The sequence below is a fragment of the Streptomyces sp. NPDC014882 genome, assembly GCF_043081325.1.
Taxonomy (GTDB): Bacteria; Actinomycetota; Actinomycetes; order Streptomycetales; family Streptomycetaceae; genus Streptomyces.
Map to the genome: position 1 here is coordinate 1 of NZ_JBIBWL010000015.1, position 18,494 is coordinate 18,494.

General features: G+C 76.9%; 12 protein-coding genes. 5 read left to right on the plus strand and 7 right to left on the minus strand.

Annotated elements, in window-relative coordinates; genetic code table 11:
• Positions 1-189: 189 nt before the first annotated feature.
• The 3 genes from ACF09K_RS27885 to ACF09K_RS27895 all read right to left on the minus strand — a co-directional run bounded on the left by ACF09K_RS27885 (position 190) and on the right by ACF09K_RS27895 (position 3,171).
• Positions 190-1,680 carry a hypothetical protein gene (locus tag ACF09K_RS27885; RefSeq protein WP_392247818.1) on the minus strand — a complete coding sequence of 497 codons (1,491 nt, stop codon included), beginning with the start codon at positions 1,678-1,680 and terminating at the stop codon, positions 190-192.
• Entirely contained in the window at positions 1,655-2,371 is a 717-nt protein-coding gene (locus tag ACF09K_RS27890) for a hypothetical protein (protein ID WP_392247820.1), read from the minus strand. The genes ACF09K_RS27885 and ACF09K_RS27890 overlap by 26 nt, the downstream gene beginning before the upstream one ends.
• A 119-nt stretch (positions 2,372-2,490) precedes the next feature.
• Positions 2,491-3,171, minus strand: coding sequence for a hypothetical protein (locus ACF09K_RS27895; protein ID WP_392247822.1), 681 nt, complete (start codon positions 3,169-3,171; stop codon positions 2,491-2,493).
• Positions 3,172-3,551: 380 nt separating this feature from the next.
• Between ACF09K_RS27895 and ACF09K_RS27900 the strand changes: the two genes are divergently transcribed.
• Positions 3,552-4,235, plus strand: coding sequence for a 4Fe-4S single cluster domain-containing protein (locus ACF09K_RS27900; RefSeq protein WP_392247824.1), 684 nt, complete (start codon positions 3,552-3,554; stop codon positions 4,233-4,235).
• A 371-nt stretch (positions 4,236-4,606) separates the two neighbouring features.
• On the opposite strand, the gene ACF09K_RS27905 is transcribed toward ACF09K_RS27900, so the two are convergent.
• On the minus strand, positions 4,607-5,713 hold the full coding sequence (locus tag ACF09K_RS27905; protein ID WP_392247826.1) for a macro domain-containing protein: 1,107 nt from the start codon (positions 5,711-5,713) through the stop codon (positions 4,607-4,609).
• 323 nt (positions 5,714-6,036) lie between these two features.
• On the opposite strand from ACF09K_RS27905, the gene ACF09K_RS27910 reads away from it, so the two are divergent.
• The 4 genes from ACF09K_RS27910 to ACF09K_RS27925 are packed head-to-tail and all read left to right on the plus strand — an operon-like array spanning position 6,037 to position 13,140.
• The gene (locus ACF09K_RS27910) at positions 6,037-8,697 is read left to right on the plus strand and encodes a serine/threonine protein kinase (RefSeq protein WP_392247828.1); all 2,661 of its coding nucleotides are present in this window, start codon (positions 6,037-6,039) and stop codon (positions 8,695-8,697) included.
• Entirely contained in the window at positions 8,694-10,409 is a 1,716-nt protein-coding gene (locus ACF09K_RS27915; RefSeq protein WP_392247830.1) for a hypothetical protein, read from the plus strand. The genes ACF09K_RS27910 and ACF09K_RS27915 overlap by 4 nt, the downstream gene beginning before the upstream one ends.
• A 35-nt stretch (positions 10,410-10,444) precedes the next feature.
• Positions 10,445-12,514 carry an AAA family ATPase gene (locus ACF09K_RS27920; RefSeq protein ID WP_392247832.1) on the plus strand — a complete coding sequence of 690 codons (2,070 nt, stop codon included), beginning with the start codon at positions 10,445-10,447 and terminating at the stop codon, positions 12,512-12,514.
• Positions 12,508-13,140 carry an FHA domain-containing protein gene (locus ACF09K_RS27925; protein ID WP_392247834.1) on the plus strand — a complete coding sequence of 211 codons (633 nt, stop codon included), beginning with the start codon at positions 12,508-12,510 and terminating at the stop codon, positions 13,138-13,140. Before ACF09K_RS27920 ends, ACF09K_RS27925 begins: the two co-directional genes overlap by 7 nt.
• A gap of 118 nt (positions 13,141-13,258) precedes the next feature.
• On the opposite strand, the gene ACF09K_RS27930 is transcribed toward ACF09K_RS27925, so the two are convergent.
• The 3 genes from ACF09K_RS27930 to ACF09K_RS27940 are packed head-to-tail and all read right to left on the minus strand — an operon-like array spanning position 13,259 to position 18,367.
• Positions 13,259-13,921 (minus strand): RES family NAD+ phosphorylase, encoded by a 663-nt coding sequence (locus ACF09K_RS27930; protein WP_392247836.1) that lies wholly within the window; start codon positions 13,919-13,921, stop codon positions 13,259-13,261.
• On the minus strand, positions 13,918-14,754 hold the full coding sequence (locus ACF09K_RS27935) for a hypothetical protein (RefSeq protein ID WP_392247838.1): 837 nt from the start codon (positions 14,752-14,754) through the stop codon (positions 13,918-13,920). Before ACF09K_RS27935 ends, ACF09K_RS27930 begins: the two co-directional genes overlap by 4 nt.
• Entirely contained in the window at positions 14,741-18,367 is a 3,627-nt protein-coding gene (locus ACF09K_RS27940) for a CHAT domain-containing protein (RefSeq protein ID WP_392247840.1), read from the minus strand. The genes ACF09K_RS27935 and ACF09K_RS27940 overlap by 14 nt, the downstream gene beginning before the upstream one ends.
• Positions 18,368-18,494: the final 127 nt, after the last annotated feature.

The window sequence follows — 18,494 nt, forward strand, 5'->3', positions numbered from 1 at the left end:
GGGGGGGGGGGGGGGGGGGGGGGGGGGGGGGGGGGGGGGGGGGGGGGGGGGGCCCGGCGCCCCGCCCCCCCCCCCCCCGCGGCCGGGGGGGCGGGGCTCCGCGGCCGGGGCGGCGGGGCGTGGGCGTGGCCCCCTGACCACGCCCACGCCCGTACCCACGCCCGGCGGGCCCGGCGCCCGCGGGTCGGCTCAGAGGCCGGCCCGCGCCCGCGTGGGGACGGGTTCCGGCAGCAGCGGGTAGCGGGCCGACAGCCGCATCGCGCCCTCGGTGACCGCCGGATCGTGCGAGGCCGCCTGCACCCCGTCGAGATAGGCGTGCGCGGCCGCCTCGAACACGGCGTCCACCGCGGCCAGTTCGGCGGCCAGCGCCTCACCGCGTTCCCTGGCCCGCTCCGCCTGCGTCTCCTGCTGCCGCCGGGCTCCCGCCGCCGCGGCCACGGCCCGCGAGAGCGCCGTCTCGGCCTTCCGCAGGTTGCGGTGGTGGTGGCGGTAGGCGGCGACGAAGGGGTGCTCCTCGGACAGGGCCAGCAGGAAGGCGATCCCGCCGGAGAGCAGCAGCAGCGAGATGAAGGTGACACCGACCGTGTGCTGGTCCAGGTGGAGCTGCTCCAGCACGGTGGGTGCCGGGGGCAGGTCGACGCCCATCTGGCGGGCGAGGTCCTCCATGCCCGCGTCGGGGGCCTCCCGGAACACGATCCGCGCCCGCAGGTCGCCCAGGTACCAGGCGGCCCAGGCCCACACCGACGCCAGCGCCGCCGCCACCGGCAGCACCACCCACAGCGAGGCGGTGGCCCCGCGCCGGCGCCACTGCCGTCCGGCCTGGAAGGGACCGGCCGTCATGACGACGCCGACGGCGGCCGACAGCAGGTAGGCGCTCAGCCTGCCCTCCGGCGTCCCGTCGTGGATCGCCAGGAACAGCGTCACGTACACCGGGAGTTCGACGAGCACCAGCAGGGCGGCGAGGGCCAGCCGGGGCCGGCGGGCCATGGCCGCGGTCTCGGTCAGGCCCTCCCAGTGCGCCGCCGGCGGCACGGGAACGGGTGCGGGCTCGGGCTCGGGCTCGAAGTCGTCGTCCGGGTCGGAGGCGTACGGCGAGGCGTACGGCGGGGCGGGGTCCGCGGCCGGGTCCCGGGCGGGGTCGCGGTCCGGGCCGGAGGCGGCGCCTCCCGCCCAGCGGGGCAGCAGGCGGTCGCGGCTGTCCTCGCGGGCGGCCATCCGGGCGGCCGCCCGGTCCAGCCGGGCGGTGGCCGCGAGCCGGCGGCGCGTCTCCTCCGCCTGGGCGTCGCGGGCCCGCCGGGCGTCCTCCTCGCGGGCCGCGGTGTCGGCGTACAGGCGTGCCGAGTCCCGCAGCTCGCGTTCCTCGTACGCGTGGTGACGGGCCACGGTCCGGTCCCGGGCGTGGCCGCGCAGTCCGGTCAGCCGGCCGAAGTAGGGCAGGCGGTGGACGGAGCCGAGGACGTACGGGTTGAGGGTGCCGTCGCCGGCGGCGCGGCGGCCGGCGGACTCGGCCCGGGCCAGGAGCTGCCTGGCCTCCCTGGTCTCGGTCGGCGGGACGGGCCCGCGCGGGGCGGTGCCGCCGCCGGTGCGGCCGAGGCCGGGGGCGCGGCCCTCGCCGCGCCGGAAGGGCAGGCCGTACCTGAGCCTGCGGGGCTCCTCAGGCCCCGTATCCGTCGTCGACACCGACCTTCACCTCCTTCTCCAGGACCTGCTGCCAGAACCGGTCCATCTGCTCGACGCGTTCGGGGGTGGTCCTGCCGCCGCGCATGGCGAAGCCGACGCGGTGGACGGTGGTGTCGGGCAGCTCGGGCAGTCCGCGGACGGCGACCAGGGCGGCGACGGCCTCGTCCCGCTGGGCGGGTGTCTCCAGCTCGAACTTGGAGAGCCGGAAGTCGGGGTCGGACTGGTCGAAGTCGCTGATCACCAGGACGTGGTAGGTGCCGTCGCCGTCGCGGGGCACCTTGGCGGCGCGTTCGAGCCCGCCGAGGACGTCCGAGCCGGGCTGGCGCCGCCGTGCGCAGTCCAGCATCTTCTCGGCGCCCGCCTCGGCGAGGACGCGGGTCTGTTTCCACAGGCTCTCGCGGTCGGAGCGCTGGTCGCCGTCCGGGTCGAGGTCCATCCTCGGCACCTGGCAGGAGGAGGCGGTGGAGGCCGCGGTGATGGGCGCGTAGGAGACGTAACGGCATTTCTGGTCGGCCAGGAAGCCGGGGACGGTCGCCTTCAGCTTCTCCTTGGCGCGGAAGCCGCTCTCGCTGTCGGCGCCGGAGCCGGAGCCGTCGACGACGACCGCGCAGTCGGCGGAGAGCCGGTCGGGTCCGTCGAGCGCTCCGCACCCCGTCAGCAGCAGGGCCGTGGCGCCCAGTGCGGCGGTCATCCGTGCGGTGTGCACGGCGGCGCGGCGGGCGGTGCGGTGGGTGGTGCGGCCTGTGGTGCGGTGTGCGGCGTGGCCTGTGGCCTGCCGTGCCGCAGGACCTGCGGCGTGCCGTGCGGTGTTCATCGGGTCCCCCGTTCTCCCCGGCCGGCCGCCGCGGCCGCCGGCCCGATCCTCTGCTCCAGGATGTGCAGGGCCCTGCGGACCAGGGCGTCGTCGAGCATCCAGTCCGGTGCTCCCGTCCATGTCTCGTCGGGTGCCGCCAGGGCCGTGCCGGCCGTGTCCCACTCGGGTGGGCCGGGCGGCACGGGCACGCCGGGCGGCTCGGCCGGGCGACCGCCGCGCGCGCGGGCCGGTCGTGCGGCGCGGCGCTCGGCGCGGCGGCGGGCGCGGGCCCGGGCCCGCGTGTGGGCGGCTTCGTAGTGGGCGAGTTCCTGGTCGGCGCAGGCCGCGAGGGCCAGGCCGCGCTGCTGGCAGGCCGTCACCTCCGTGCGCCACTGCGACACCCAGCCGCCGAAGCGGGCCAGGGCCGCGGGCACGTCCTCGCGCCGGTGGTCGTACTCCGTCACGATCCGCGCGGACTCCGCGTGGACGCGGTCGATGTGGGCCGCGTGCCGGGTGACGAACCGGGACCGCAGGTCCTCCAGTGCCATCCGCAGTCCGCGTTCGAGCTGGCGGGCGTACTGCTCGGGGCCGACGCCGGCCCGTCCGTCCCGCCTGCCGCGGCGGGTGGCCCGCCAGCGGGTGCGCGCGGTGAGGCGGCTGCGGCCGTAGTCCGCCGGGACGGACTTCACCTCGCTCATGGGATCCCCCTCGTCGATGACACCCGGACCGCCCCCTGGGGCCGCGTGCGGGCACGGCGACGGTGCCCTGGCCGGAGCGAAGGCTCCGCCGGAATCCGGGATTTCGCGCAGCCTAGGGGAAAACCGAACGCCGGAGGGAGGGATTTCCGACACCGGATTTCCGGTCATCCGGGAATCGACCGGAGATCGACCGGAGGGCGACCGGAGTGGTGCCGGCGTTCCTGGAAAACTTCCGAAAACACCGGTGGGACGGGCGGGACCCGGAATAGTCTTCGCTTCCGCCGCGGGCCGTGGAGATCCGCGAAATCGAAGAGATCTTCGTATGCATGCCGGTGTACGCCGGATGCATTCAGGGAGCACAGGGGCGCAAGGGGGGGCGCATGGCCGAGTACGACGCCGACGCGGCGCGCGAGGTGCGGATCGCCGACGGGTACTTCCCCGTCGAGACGCTCGGTCCCGGCCGTCGGCTGGCCCTGTGGTTCCAGGGGTGCGCCCTCGCCTGTCCCGGCTGCATGTCCCGGCACACCTGGGACCCGGCGGGCGGGCGGACGGTCACCGTGGGCGAACTGCTGCGGCTGTGGCGGGCCGCGCTGGACCGGGGCGCGCAGGGCCTGACGGTCAGCGGCGGGGAACCGCTGGCCCAGCCGGCCGCGCTGGCCGCGCTGCTGAGGGGCGCCGACCGGCTGCGCCGCCGCGGCGACGGGCCGCGTGCGGACCTGCTGGTCTACACCGGTCACGAACCGGGCGAGGTGCCGGCGCGGGTGTGGTCGGCGCTGGCGGGCGCGGACGCGGTGGTGACGGGGCGATTCCGGGTCGCCGAGCCGACCGACCTGGTCTGGCGCGGCTCGGCCAACCAGCGTCTGGTCCCCCGCACCCGCCTGGGCACCGCCCGCTACGGCCCGCACCTCACCCGCGCGTACGCCCCCGGCCCCCGGGTGGCGCTGCGCGCCGACGGCGCGGAGACCCGCCTGTACGGCGTTCCGGCCCGCGGCGAACTGCGCCGGCTGGAGCTGGAGCTGGCGGCGTCGGGCGTACGGCTGAGGGGGCCGAGTTGGCGGGGGTGAGGGGGCGGGCGGCGGGCGGCGCGCCCTTCGGCGGCACCGGTCGCCGTCCCGGGGGCGCGCCGCGGCCGCCGGGGCGTGCCGCGAAAGCGGTGTCGTCCGCCCGAGGGGCGGGTCCGGCGGCGTCCGGTGCGTGCGAGCGCACGGCGGGGGGCCGCGCCGGCACCGGCCGTACCGGGGCGCCCCCGACGACGCGGCCGGGGGCAGCCCTTCCGGGGAAGTGCGTGCCGGGCGTCGCCGGGCCGGGGGCACGCCCTCCGGGGGCAGCCCTTCCGGGGAAGTGCGTGCCGGACGTCGCCGGGCCGGGGGCACGCCCTCCGAGGGCACGCCCTCCGGGGGCGTCCCCTCGGGCGGAGGGGTTCTCGCGATCCTCCCTACGCCCCTGGCGCCTGCGGGACCTTCGCGTCGAAGAGGCTCGCCGCCTCGGGATAGCGGGTCGCGATGTGCACGGACCAGTGGGGGTCGGCGGTGAGGGCGTCCTCGATGGACCAGCGCAGCCACTCCGCGCTGGTGCGGCGGTCCAGGCCGCCGCGGCCCGCGCCCAGCAGGGGGAAGCAGATCGACCGCAGGCCGGCGGCGCGTTCCTGCCGGGCCCGGGCGAAGCAGGCCGCGACCGCGGTGGCGATGTCCTGCGGGTCGACGCGGTAGCCGAGGCCGTCGGGTATCGCGAGGGCCGCGTGGTAGACGCGGCGCACCCCGCGTTCGGCGAGGGCGCCGGGCCCGGTGGGCACGACGGTGCCGGGCCGCAGGGGCAGCACACCGGGGCGGGCGCGCACCCAGGCGGCGAGTTCCTCGGCCAGGACGTCGGTCGCCGGCCCCTCGGGGCCGCGGTCGACGACCGCCGCCCGGCGCAGCGCCCCCGAGACGGTGGGCCGGAACGACTTGGACATCTCCAGGTGGACGTTCTCCGAGGAGACGACGACGTCGACGTCCCGCAGCAGTTCGATGGGCGAGACGTGCACGGTGACCGGCCGGCTCCCGGCCCGTCCCGGCAGTCCGGTGTACGGCGCCGGCGCGGGGGGCGCCCCGGCCGGGCGGACGGCGGGGCGGGGTCCGGACGCGGCGGGCCGGGGTGCGCGGACGGCCGGTTCGCGGGCCTCGGCGAGGATGGCCCCGGCGAGCTGCTCGACGACCCGGCGCTCCTGGCTGTGCCGGTAGCGCTCGTCGCTCACCCCGTACACCTGGGCCGCCGCCCGGCGCCGGTCCGCGGCCGGGTCGCCCCGGTGGCCGGGCAGCAGGCCGAAGGTGCACTGGGCGGCGCGGCCGATGAGGTCGTCGGTGCCGAGCCGTTCGGCGGCGGCGCGGACGAGCCGTTCCGCCCCGTCGGCCAGGTCGTCCTCGCCCTCGGCGTATCCGGCGTGCAGAGTGACCGCGCGCAGCCCCCGGGGCACCAGCGACTGCAGCGCGGGCAGGCCGCCGCGGCGCAGGTTCCGCAGTTCCCGTTCGAGGTCGGCACGGTCCGGCAGACCATCAGGGTTCATGCCGGTCAACATATCGGCGCCGGTGCCGCGACCGCCGGGTGTTCGGCGAGGGCGGGCGGGGCCGGTACGGCCGCCGCTTTTCCTTTCCCGCAGGGGACCGCCGTGTCCCGCGGGGCGCCGCCGCCGCACCGGGGAATTCTCCGGACCCCACGACCGGAGAGGAAATCGCATATCCATCCGAATTCTTTTTCGTCACGCCCGCACCGGACGTCCTTCGCCTTCCCCTCTCACCGCGCCCGCCTTCCTCGCCGTGACCGCCGTTCCCTCTGTTCCGCCCGTCCGCACCCGGACCGCCCGGTCCTTTCCGTCCGCAGGTGAATTCCATGACGTTTCCTGCTGATCCCGGTGACCCCGGCGAGGACCTCGTCCCGCCGACGATCTACGAGCCGGAACCGGCGCCCGGCGGCCTGCCCGTGTCCGACCCGCGAGGTGATCCGGACACGCTGCCGGCCGCGCTGGCCGCGCGTTTCGTGGCGCGCGAGCGCCTGCCGAGGCGCGGTGAGCAGACCGTGCACCGGGCCGGGGAGGAGGGCCGCTCCGCCGAGTTGCGCGCGGCCGTGTTCCGGGTGCTCGACCAGGAGGCCACCGGCCCGGACACCGAGCGGGTGCTGAAGTGGTTCCACCCCGACGCGGCCCCCGACGGCGAGGTGACCGCCCTGCTGTCGGAGCCGCTGCACGACGGGCTGTCGTACGTCCTGGAACGGGGGACGGCCGACGGGGCGCCCTTCCACGTGCTGCCCTCGCACGGGAGCACCGACTTCGCCACCTTCCTGCGCGGCCGCGGGAAACTGTCGTCCGAGGAGATCCGCGGGCTGGTCGGCCGGCTGCACGGCGCGCTGACCGCGCTGCACGCGGCCGGCGTGGTGCACCGGGACGTGAAACCGTCCAACCTGGTCCTCGGCGACTACGCCCGGCCCACCGAGGACCTCGTGCTGATCGACTTCGGCATCTCGCTCGTCGCCCGTTCCCCGCGCGAGGCGTCCGGCGCCTGGGCCGCCACCCCGCGCTACGCCTCGCCGCAGGCGCTGCTGCGCAGGCCGATCGTGCGCGCGGCCGACGACTGGTGGTCGCTGGGCGTCCTGGTCGCCGAGGCCGCCCGCGGCCGGCACCCGGTCGAGAGGCACCACGAGACGGCCTCGGTGATGGACGCGGTGCAGGCGGGCGCGCTCGACCTCGGCGGCATCGCCGACGGGCGGGTCCGGTTGCTGTGCCAGGGTCTGCTGGCCCACCACCCGGAGGACCGCTGGGGTTCGGCGCAGGTCGCCGAGTGGCTGGCCGGAGGCAGTCCCGGGGCGGTGTCCCGGCTGGGGCCCGTCCCGCGCACGGCCGGAAGCACGGCGGACGGCACGGCGGACGGCACGACCGACGGCACCGCGGACGGCACCGCGGGACGGCCGGCCGCCGGGGCCGGGCCCGCCCCGGACGTGCCGCGCTTCGAGCACGCGGGCCGCACGTTCACCGATCCGGCGGCGCTGGGCGAGGAGTTCGACGCCGACTGGCCCGCCATGGTGCGCCGGCTGGCCCGCGGCAGGGAGCGGGAGCGGCTCGGCCGCTGGCTCGGCGCGTTCCGCCCCGAGCGGGACCCCGTCCGCGCCGAGGCCCTCGACGAGGTGCTGCGGGAACTGCTGCGGCGCAGGCCGGACGCGGGCACGCTGATCGACCTGATCGGCTGGATGGCCCCGCAGCAGGAACCCGGCTACCGGGGCATCCCGCTCGACGTCGGCGACCTGCCGGACTTCGCGCGACGCGCGGCGGCCGGTGACCGGCAGTGCGTGGACGTGATGGGCGAGCTGCACCGGCACCGGCTGCTCGGCCGGCTGGCCGCGCGGCGCGGCGGCGAGGAACTGGCCCACGTCGACCGGCGCTGGCAGGACCACCACGACCAGTGGGACGCGGCCGTGGCCCGGCTGTCCGGGATACCCGAGCTCGGCGACGACCGCGACGGCCTGCGCGCCGCGACCGGCACCGGAGCGGCCCTGACCGCCGAACTCCTGCACCTGGCCGCCGCCCCGGCCCCGGTCACCCGCGGGCTGCGCGCCGAGCTGGAGCGGGCGGTGCGCGGCCTGCCCGCCCACGTGCCCTGGTTCGTCCGGCTGGCCGAGGACGCCCGCGAACCGGTGCCGCTGCTGCTCGCGCTGCGCCTGCATCCGCTGGCCCTGGAGCAGGCGCGGGCGATCCGGCGGGAACGGGAGCGCGACCGGCAGCTCGCGGCGACGGACGCCGCCTCGCGGCACTTCCGGCTGGTGCAGCGGCGGCTGGAGCTGCCGGTGGTGCTGGGCCGGGCCGCGGGCGGCGCCCTCCTGCTGTTCTTCCCGCACGCCTTCGTGGTCGGCCTGGCCGACGTCACCGGGCGCGCGCCGCAGCCGACCGTGCTGACGGCCTGGCTGCTGAGCGTCCCCTCACTGGCGGCGCTGCTGGCCGTGGAGTGCTGGACGGCCTGGTACATCGGCCCGCGCTACCACCCCGACCACTCGGTGATGGGCCTGCTCACCCGCCGGTCCCTGCCGGTGACCCGCCGCATCACGCGCCGGGGGTGGCGGGGCCGGCTGTGGGCGGCGCTCGCCCTGGCCGCCGTGGCGGGGACGGTGCTCGGCACGTTCCTGCTCGCGGTGTGGATCTGGCCCGCGGTGACCGTGCTGGCCCTGCTGGTCTCGTCGGTGCTGCGGGTGCGGGCCTGGAACGCCCGGCTCGCGACGGCCCGCGGGGCCGGCCGACCGCTCACGGGGGCGGGCGGTGCGAGAAGCGGTGCGGGTGGTGCCGGCGGGACGGGTGGTGCCGGCGGGACGGTGCCGGGGGCCAGGCGGCCCCTGCGCTCGCCGGGGCCCGGGGTGCCCTCCGGGGCCGGGACACCCCCCGAACCGGGCCCGCCGCCCGGACCCGGCGCTCCCGCCGGACCCGGCGCCCCGCCCGACTCCCGTACCGGCTCCCCCGCCGGTGCCCCTTCTGTTCCTGGTTCTGGTTCCCCCTCTGGAGGAGTGGCGTGAGCAGCGCGTTCGCCGGCACCGATCTGCTGACCGTGATGCCGGACGTCTCGGCGTACGGCTACCCGCCCGACCCGGCGGCCCTGTCCCTGGACACCGGCGTCCCGGACGTGACGGACGTGACGGACGTGACGGACGTGACGGACGTGACGGACGTGACGGACGTGACGGACACGGCGGCCGGGCAGCTCACCGGGGCCGTCTCCGACCATGCCGGTGACGCCGCCGCGCACCTCGGCGACGCCGTCGGGCATCTCGGCGACGCCGTCGCGGACCAGCTCCACGACATGGTCGTGCCCGCCCTCCTCGGCCTGGCCGACCTCAGCGGGGCGCTGCTCGTCACGCGGCTGGCGCTGCGCGGCACGGTGGCCCTGGCGGCGTTCAACAACAAGGTCGCCGCCGAGCAGGAGGCCCTCTCCAGGCGCCAGGCGTCGCTGGAGACGGCCGGCGAGTGCTGGCGGCGCGCGGCGGAGGCCGCGGCCGGGCTCAACGCGCGGATCACCGTCCTGGGCCTGGACCCGTCGGGGCCCGGCGACCCGCCGCTGCCCGCCCCGGTGCAGCCCGTCGGCGTCCCCCTCGACGTGCTGTGGAAACGGCTGGCCGAGACCGAACGCGCGCTGCGCCGCGCGGAGGCCCAGCGGGCGTCCCGGGCGACCGCCCGGCTGCCCTTCGACCACGCGCGGGACCCGGAGCACGCCGCCTGGTACGACCGGCTGCGCGAGCGGCGCCGCCAGGCCCTGATCCGTTACGCGGAGGGCGGCCCCGGGCCCGAGGCGACGGCCGGGCGGCACACCGCGGCCGACGGGGCCACCGGGAACACCGCTGCTCCCGGCGCCGTCGCGCCCACCACGTCCCCCACGCCCGCCTCACCGGCCTCGCCCACCGAGGACGACGTCCTGCGCGAGGGCGCCGAACTGCTGGCCGGGCTGCCGCTGGCGTTCACCTCCGGCGGCCGTGACCTGATCGACGACTGCCTGCGGGAGGCCCGCCGGGCGGTGGGGCGGCGGCCCACCGCGGTACGGCGCTACCTCGACGAGGCCGCGCTGATCGCCCGCAAGGAGTCGGAGCGGGCGCTGGCCGCCGAGCGGGCCCGCCGGGACGCGGCCCTGCGCCTCGGCGCGCTGCGGGCCCCGGCGCCCGAGGGGGTGGACCGGCTGCCGGACCCGTCGGAGGCCGTCGAGGTGCTCGAACGTGCCCTGCGGAACGGTGTCGCGCCCTCGGGGGTGGACGAACGCACCGTCCGGCAGGCCCTGGTGACCCGCTCGGCCGCCCTCCAGCGGGCGTACCTGGTGGCGGCGCTGCGCCGGGCGACCGAACGGTGGGGCGAGGGCTCGGTGCACGCCCGGACGGACTCCGAGCACTGGGACTTCGCGCCGGCGGCCTGGGGCGGCCGGTACTGGCTGCGGGTCCGCCTCACCTCGACGGGCCAGGCCCGCGTCTTCACCATGCGCCGGCCGCTGACCCCTCAGGAGGAGGCCGACCCGGACGCGGTGGCCCGCTGGGCGGCCTGGGACGAGGAGCGGTGTGCCGAGAGCTCCGGATACGTCGAGGAACTGGGCCGGCTCACCGAGGAGGAGGGCGTCCGCGCGGAGTTCACCTGGTCGCGGAGCCAGGTCCGCACGGGCGAACCGGCGCCCGGCCTGACCGGCTCCCGCCGCAAGCCCGCCCGGCGGCAGGCCCCGCGCCGGCCCCTGCAACGCCACCACGACCACTGACCGGCGCCCGCGTCGCCGCCTTCCCCGGAGGACCCTTGACCAGCTTTCCCCTCCAGTCGCCGCCCCTGACCAAGGCGACCGTCACCCGGACCGTCCAGCCGCCCTTCGCCGCCGAGCTGTTCACCACGCTCAGCGTCCACTCCCAGTACGTCCTGCACGGCAACGTCCGCGACGACCACCTGGTCGCCGACGTGCGGGAGGACGGCACCCGCCGCAACCGCGCGCTGTGCCTCGAGGACCTCCTGTGGGAGGGCCTGCGGCGGGCCGGCTACAAGTGCCTGCTGCGCTACGACCAGGTGGCCGGGTTCACCGTCGCCCGCAGCGAGGACGGCCTCGACATGAACACCCTCCTCCAGCGCAACACCCGTCGTGTGCCGGGCCGTTCGGACGAGGAGGACGGCAGCCGGGCCGCGCGGGTCTTCGAGTCCTTCGCCCGCGGCTGGGTCGGTGAGCGGCCCGGCCCCCCGAAGGACAACCCGCGCTACGACGACTACCAGAAACCGGTGCACGCGGCGCTGCTCGTCGACTTCGCCTCCCGCATCCCCACCCAGGCCAACCAGCTCAGCGACGAGGAACGGACGTTCTTCCTGCGCTGCCTGAAGATCGCCGAGGAGGCCCGGCCCTTCCCCCGGGCCAGGACCGGCCGCGCCCTGTTCAACCCGGTCCTCTGGCTCGCCGACGGCGAACGGGACCTGCCGTCCTGGCTGGTGACCAGCAGCGTACGGGTGCGCAGCATCGGGGTGCCGATGCCGGACCTGGGCCAGCGTCGCCGTATGGCGGAACTGCTCGCCGGGCAGGCCGGCGTCCCCGAGACCGCCACCGGGCTCGACGTGGGCCCGCTGCTGAAGGGGGCCGAGCGGGAGGAGCCGACGGACGAGGACGTCGTGCGGTTCGCGCGGGCCGCCGGCGGGCTCACGCTGCGCGCCATGCGGGAGAGCATGCGGCTGGCCCGGGCCCGCCGGCTGTCGTTCGCCGAGATGGACCAGGCGGTCCGCCTCTACGAACTGGGCGTCAGCCGCAATCCGTGGACCGGCGGCGCGGTCGCCGACAGCATCCGGGACGGCGAGACCCTCATCGGCGAGCGGGTGCGCGGCCAGGAGAAGGCGGTCACGCAGACCCTCGACGTGCTCAAGAGGGCGGCGCTCGGGCTCTCCGGCGCGCAGGCCGCCTCGACGTCCGTGCACCGGCCGCGCGGCGTGCTGTTCTTCGCCGGGCCGACCGGTACCGGCAAGACGGAGCTGGCGCGGGCGGTGGCGACGACGCTGTTCGGCTCGGAGGACGCCTGCCTGCGCTTCGACATGAGCGAGTTCTCCGCCCCGCACTCGGCCGACCGCCTGGTGGGCGCCCCGCCCGGGTACGTCGGCTACGAGGCGGGCGGCGAGCTGACCCGCGCGGTCCGCGAGGACCCGTTCCGCGTGGTGCTGTTCGACGAGATCGACAAGGCCGACAAGGGCGTCCTGGACAAGTTCCTCCAGGTCCTGGAGGACGGCCGGCTCACCGACGGCCAGGGCGTGACGACGTACTTCAGCGAGTGCGTCCTCATCTTCACGTCCAACCTGGGCGTGCACGGCCCCGCGGGCGCGGACGGGCGGCCGCTGTCCGCCCCGGCCGGGCGGGACCGGCTGCCCGGGACACCGGCGGAGCGGGCCGCGTTCGAGGAGGAGATCCTCGGCAACGTCCGCCACCACTTCGAGCACACCCTGAAGCGGCCCGAACTGCTGAACCGGCTCGGCGGGAACATCGTCGTCTTCCAGTACATCGACGAGCCCACCGCTCACCTCATCTTCGAGGGGCAGCTGCGCAACATCGTCGAGCACATGCGGCGCCAGGGCGGCCTGTCCCTGAGGGTCCTCCCCGAGGCCGAGAAGGTCCTCGCCGACGCGTGCACGCGCGACCGGCACAACGGCGGCCGGGGCATCGGCATGAAGCTGGAGACCCACCTCATCAACCCGCTGGCCCGCGCGATGTTCGACCTCGGCGTGGAACTGACGCCCGGCACGGTCGTCACCGTCTCGCGGGTGGCCGTCCAGCCGGACGGCGGCGTCCGCGTGGACATCGACGCCGTACCGGGCGAACGGACCCCGGACCGGCGGCCGCCGTGGTGACGGACGGGGGAGCACGGCCTCCGCGGTACGTCGACAAGTCCCTCGCGGAGGACGTGTTCCTCGACGACGAGTACGACGACGAGGACGACGAGGACGGCGAGGACGGCGAATACGGCGAATACGACTGGAGCGGGGAGTACGACGAGGGCGGGGAGGAAGGGGACGAACCGCCTCCGTGGCCGGCCGGCCCGCAGGTCTCCGCCGCGCCCCGGACCCACCCCTGCTGGTCCTGCGCGGCGGACGTCCCCTCCGGTGCGTCCGCCTGCCCCGAGTGCCAGGAGTCGGTGCGCCACCTGCGGCTGATCAGCACCCGGCCGCCGGTCCAGCTGCGGCACGGCGGCTGCGGTCCGCTGAACCTGGGCCGCCACCCGTCCTGGGCGGCGCCCGCCGTGGCCGCCGCCCTCGACGGCGAGCGGGGGGTCTCGCGCCGCCACGCGAGCATCGAGATGGCCCCGGACGGCGGCCTCTGGCTGACCGAACACCCGGCCGGCACCGTGAACGGCACCTTCGTCAACGGCGAGCGCGTGCCGCCGGGCGACCGGGTCCCCGTGGCGGACGGGGACACGGTGCGGCTCGGCACGTACTGCGCGTTCACGGTGCTGGTGGTGGAGGAACCACCCGCGTAGGGCGGCCTCGTTCCGGCGGTCCGGCCTAGCGGTCCGGTCCGGCGGCCTCGTTCCGGCGGCCTCGCGCCTGCGGCTCCGCGCCGGCCGCCGTGGGAGGGGGCCGGCGCGGCGGACGCCGTCAGTCCGCGGGCTCCGGCGGGACGATCACCGCGCGCAGCGGGGCCAGCAGCCGGTTCGCCGCGTCCACCCCGGCGAGCGTGGCGAGGTCGTGGGAGACCAGCGGCTCGCCGTGCAGGGGCGCACCGTCGCAGCGGTCCCCGAACAGCACCAGCGCCTCGCGCGGGCGGTGCCGCCGGGACTGCCAGAGCAGGCCGTGGGCCTCCTTGGCCTGGCGCCGCAGCTCCTGGGCCCAGTACCGGGTGCGCGGGTAGTCGTCGGGCTCGGAGTCGAGCAGCCAGCCCGTCTGGCAGACGGCCGCCAGGTCCTCCTCGGTGCGCAGCGACACGAGCGTCAGCTCGGTGGCGGTGACGACCTGGGCGAGCGTGTACCGGCTGGCCTGCGCCCACGGCACCAGCCGGGCGCCGGCCACCGGGTCGAAGTCCATGGACCGCAGCAGGACCTCGGCCAGCGCGGTGGCGGGTTCACGGGTGGCGTACAGGTAGGGGTAGGGGTCGTCGGCCGTGCAGTCGAAGCGGCTGCCGCCGAACAGGGTGTGCGCCTCGACCGACTTGAAGCCGGTCGCCGGGTAGCGGCTGCGGTGGCAGCGCCAGAGCGCGGTGCCGGCGGGGAGCGTCGTGACCCGGGGGACCATGGTGATCTCCGGGGGGAGCTGCCGCGTCATCGGCCGTCCTCCTCGACGAGAGCCAGGGCGGCGTCCGCCAGCCGGTCGTCCGGCACCCGGCCGAGCAGCGAGGCCGGTGGCCCGCCCAGCCAGGAGTTCCGGCCCAGCCACCAGTCGGCGGCGCCCCAGGGGTCGCGGTCGGCGAGCAGGATGCGGTTGATCCGTACGACGATCTCCCGGGGCCGCCCGGTGTCCGGGTCGAACTGGAAGTCGGGGCTGCGCGGCCCGTCCTGCGGATCGGCCAGCACGATGACGTCGGCGGGGCCCTCCCCCGCGGCCGTGCTCCCGGCGGGCGCGGCGGCCCGGCACGGCACGGCGAGCAACCGCCGCCGCGCGGCGGCGAGGACGGCGGCGACCGGGTCGGCCGGATCGGGGCCGGCCGGGTCCGGGTGAGCGGGTTCGACCGGACCGGGATGGGCGAAGCCGTCCGCGACGGGGTGGGCGGGGCCGTCCGCGACGGGGTGGGCGGGGCCGATCCGGGTGGCGCGGTCCGCGCCCGTCGCGTCGGGGCGGTCCGCCTCCCCCGCCGCCGGTGCCGCGTACAGCTCCTCCAGGGCCGCGAGCACCGCCTCCGGCGTCGGCACGATCGTCTCCGTGGCGATCGAGCGGTGGTTGGCGTGCAGCAGCTCGGCCAGCACGCCCGCCTCGTCCGGGACGGGCCACAGGGAGCGGACGATCGCCATCACGGCCATGCGGGCCCGCTCGGGGTCGTCGCCGACCTCGCGCAGCCGTTCCGTCATGGCCAGGAAGTGCCGGTACTGGTCCTCGTCCAGCCATTGCCGGAGCTCTCGTCGGTGTCTGACGAGAAGGGCCAGCAGTTCATTCGCGTCCAACGGTGTTCCCTTCGGGTCGGACCGGTCCGGGGTTGCCCTGGTGGATGAAGGGGGCCCAGGCGCCCGTGGGCAGGGGCGGCTTGCCCTTGACCCGGACGGCCAGTGGCCCGGGCAGGCCGGGCAGCGCGGCCCAGTCGGCGTCCAGCGCCCACAGCTGGGCCCGCCGCAACGCCTGCGCGGGGTCCGCGCCGTCGGCGAGGAAGTGGTGCAGGGCGTACATGAGGACGGCCGAACTGACGTCGGCGACGGCCCACTTGGAACCGATGACGTCGGCGGCCCCGCGTGCGACGAACGCGGTGGTGAGCGTGAGCGTCTCGTCGTGGTCCCGGGTGCTGAGGTCGGTCTCGCAGGCGCTGAGCACCACCAGCGGCCCGGCGCCGCCGCCCCCGTCCGCGGCGGGCGCCCCGAGCAGCCGCCGTACGGTGAGCAGGCCCGCGTCCTCGGCGGCGCCGCGCGGCCGGTGCAGCAGCAGCCTCGACACGGTGGGCAGGTCCCCGGCGATCCCGTGGACGCCGAACTCGACGAGGGTGGCGGGCCGTTCGGCGGTACCGCCGGGCAGCAGCGGCAGCAGCTCGTCGGGGGTGCCGTCGACGTCGAAGCCGTTGCCGCTGAGGAAGCCGAAACAGCGGGCCGTCGGGTAGAAGGCGGCGCGCAGCGTCTCGACCTCGTGTTCCACGTACGCCAGCGTGCCGGTCGGGTCGGCGACGAGGACCGGCGCCCCGTCCAGGGGCAGCCGGGGCCGGGCGGCGGACCGCACGAACTCCGCCCCGGACGCGGCGTAGCTGAGGACGGCGTGGTCCACGGCGTACACGGGCCGCTCCCCCGCACCCGTTCCCGTCCGCTCCCCGGTTCCCGTCCGCTCTTCCGTTCCCGTTGGCTCCCTGGTTCCCGTCCGCGTCCCCGCACCGAGCCGGGCGGCGTGCCAGGGCACGACGCCGAGGTTCCCGGCGGGCAGCAGCACCACCCGCACGGGATCGCCGGGGCGGGCCGGGCGGCCGGGCCGGACCACCTCCAGGACCGGCCCCATGACGGCCGGCCCGGCCCAGTCGCACAGGTCCTCCAGGGCCGCCTCCCAGACCGCCTGCGCCTCCTCCGCCGCCGCCCGGCCGGACACCGGGGGCGGTGCGTCGGGTGCGGTGAAGGCGGAACGGTCGCGTGCCGCGTCCAGATACCGGTCCAGGGGCTCGCGTCCGGCCGCCCCGAGTCCGGGCAGCTCCAGCGCGAGCGGCGCCAGGCCGGGCCGTACCACCAGCGCCCGGCCGGGTCCGTCGCCCTGTCCGACGAGCAGGTGCACCACGGCGTCGACCCCGGCGGCCTCCGCCGCGTCGGACACCTCCTGCCATCCGGGCGCGGCCGCGATCCCGGCGGCGCGCAGCGCCCGCAGGGCCCGGCGCCGCAGGGTGCTGGGGATGAGGGTGCCGGGGTCCGCGCGGGCGGCGTCCCCGCCGGCGTCCGACCCCGCGCGGGCGGCCTCGCGCCACTGGGCGGCGAGGTCCTTCTCGCCGTGCGCCTCCAGTTGTTCCGGCACGCTCGCCGAGGCCGCGACCGCGCGCAGGACGAGCGCGCGGCCCGCCTCGAGGACGCGCAGCGCGGTGGCGGCGTCGCCGTTCTCCGCCGCCCGGACGGCGGCGGTGACCCCCCGGTCGGCCGCCGCGCGGGCGGCCTCCAGACCGTGCTCGGCGCCGATCTGGAGCAGCACGTCCTCGGCGACCCTCTCCAGCAGCCGCTCGGTCGCCTCCAGCGCGCGTTCGGTGTCGCCGGGGCCGCCGCGGCGCCGGTAGGCGTCGGCCAGCTTGCGGTACACGTCCTGCGCGGTGCCGCTCCCGGTGTGGTCGCCGATCTCGGCGCGGGCCGTCTCCAGTTCGCGCAGCGCCGCCGCGAGGGCGGCCGGATCGCCGCGCCGGTCGTACTCGATGTCGAGGACGAGGGCCATGCCGAGGCGTGAGCGGATGTCCTGGTCGGCGGCGACGCGGGGGCCGCCGAGCGCGGCCCGCAGCTCCTCCACGTCGTCCAGCAGGCTGGCGTCGGAGGGCTCGATGTACTGCTCCAGCGCCTTGCACAGGGCCGTGACGGGCGCCAGGACCCCCCGCAGCGCGATCGGCGTGCCGGGGTGTTCCTTCGATTCGCGCAGGTACATCAGCGCCCGCCGCAGCGGCGGGGCCACCGCTCCGCCGGCCCGGCCGATGGCCATGGTCCGGCGCAGTTGCAGGAAGCCGAGGACGAAGAGGACGACGCTCGCCGAGCCGCTGTCCGCGGCCAGCTCCTGGCGCATGGCCAGCAGACGTTCGTCGATGTCGGCGAAGGCGTCGAGGTCGTCCTCGGACGCGTCGCAGACCCGCTGGTACTCCAGGAGGGCGCGGCCGGTCTCCAGGAAGTCCCGGCCCAGCGTGCCCGGGGCCATGCCGCCGGCGAGCGCCGCCAGGTCGATGTTCTCGGTGAGCAGGCGCTGCGCGGCCCTGGCGTCCGCGATGTTGCCGCCGTTGAGGGAGGCACCGGACAGCAGTGCCGCCTGGAGGACGGCCGCCACGCCGGCGGGGACGCCCTTGTCCTGTCCGGCCCGCAGCAGCGGCTCGGCCGCCTCCACCAGGCCCTCCGGGTCGCCCGAGCGCATCGCGATGCCGAAGCGGGCGAGGCCGGCGATGACCTGTTCCTGCCAGGAATCGCGCGGCAGGGCGTCGACCGCCTGCTCCGCTTCCTCCGGGCGCAGGATGCCGGGCGCGAACAGCTCCAGCAGCGGCAGCATGTCGTCCGCCGCGAGTTCCACCTGCTCGCGGATCTCCTCCTGCGAGCCGCCCAGGGGGGTGGGCGCGACGTCGGGCAGGTCCTTGAGCATCTCCAGCGCGGCGCCCATGAACGTCCGGAGCTGCGGCGCCATCGCGCCGGTCGAGGTGGCGTACTTCCCCAGTTCGAGCAGCGAGTCCCGGTCGCGGGCGGTCTGCAGCATCCCCAGGAGCCTCGTCCAGTGTTCGAGGTCGGGGCGGTCGGCCGGGTCGGCGGTCTCGGCGAGTTCCGCCAGCAGGGCGCCGACCTCGGCGAGCTCCTCGCGCAGCACACCGTTGTCGGGTGCCATGAAGGTGGCGCCGACCGTCAGGACGTCGATCATGTCCTGCCGGCCCCGGAAGGCGAGGTCCGGCAGGTGCGGCACCAGCAGCCGGATCAGGAGTTTGGTGACGGCCGTCCGGGACTGCGTCTCCCGCTCGGTGACGGGTTCCGGCTCGCGGGCCTCCCGCAGCAGGACCAGGGCCTCGGCCCGGTCGCCCGCCGGGTCGGCGGACCCGCCGTACGTGCCGGCGGGCGGCCTGCCGGCGAGGTGGCGGACGGCGAGCAGGGTGCCGCGCGCCATCCGTAACGCCCGCCGCGCGGCGCCGTGCCGCTCCCGCTCGGCGTCCTCGAGTTCGCGCAGCATCCGCTCGGTCGCGGCACCGTCCGGCAGGGCGCCGCCCTCTCCGGCGCGGGCCCACTCCTGGCTGACCGCGGTCGCCCGCCGGAACAACTCCCGCGTCCGGGCCTCCTGGTCCTCCCCGGCCTGTGTCTCCCCGGCCCGGCCCTCCCCGATCCGGTCCTCTCCGGCCCGGCCCTCCCCGGCCGTCCCCTGCGTCCCGCTCACCGTCACGCGCGCCTCCCCGGTTCCCCTTCGCCCACATAGTGGCGGCACCGCGGGGCCCTCGCGGGGTTTCGGCCGTATTTCAGCCGCCCCGACCGGGAAACAACCGTGCTGCGGGGGAGTCGGGAGGCGACGG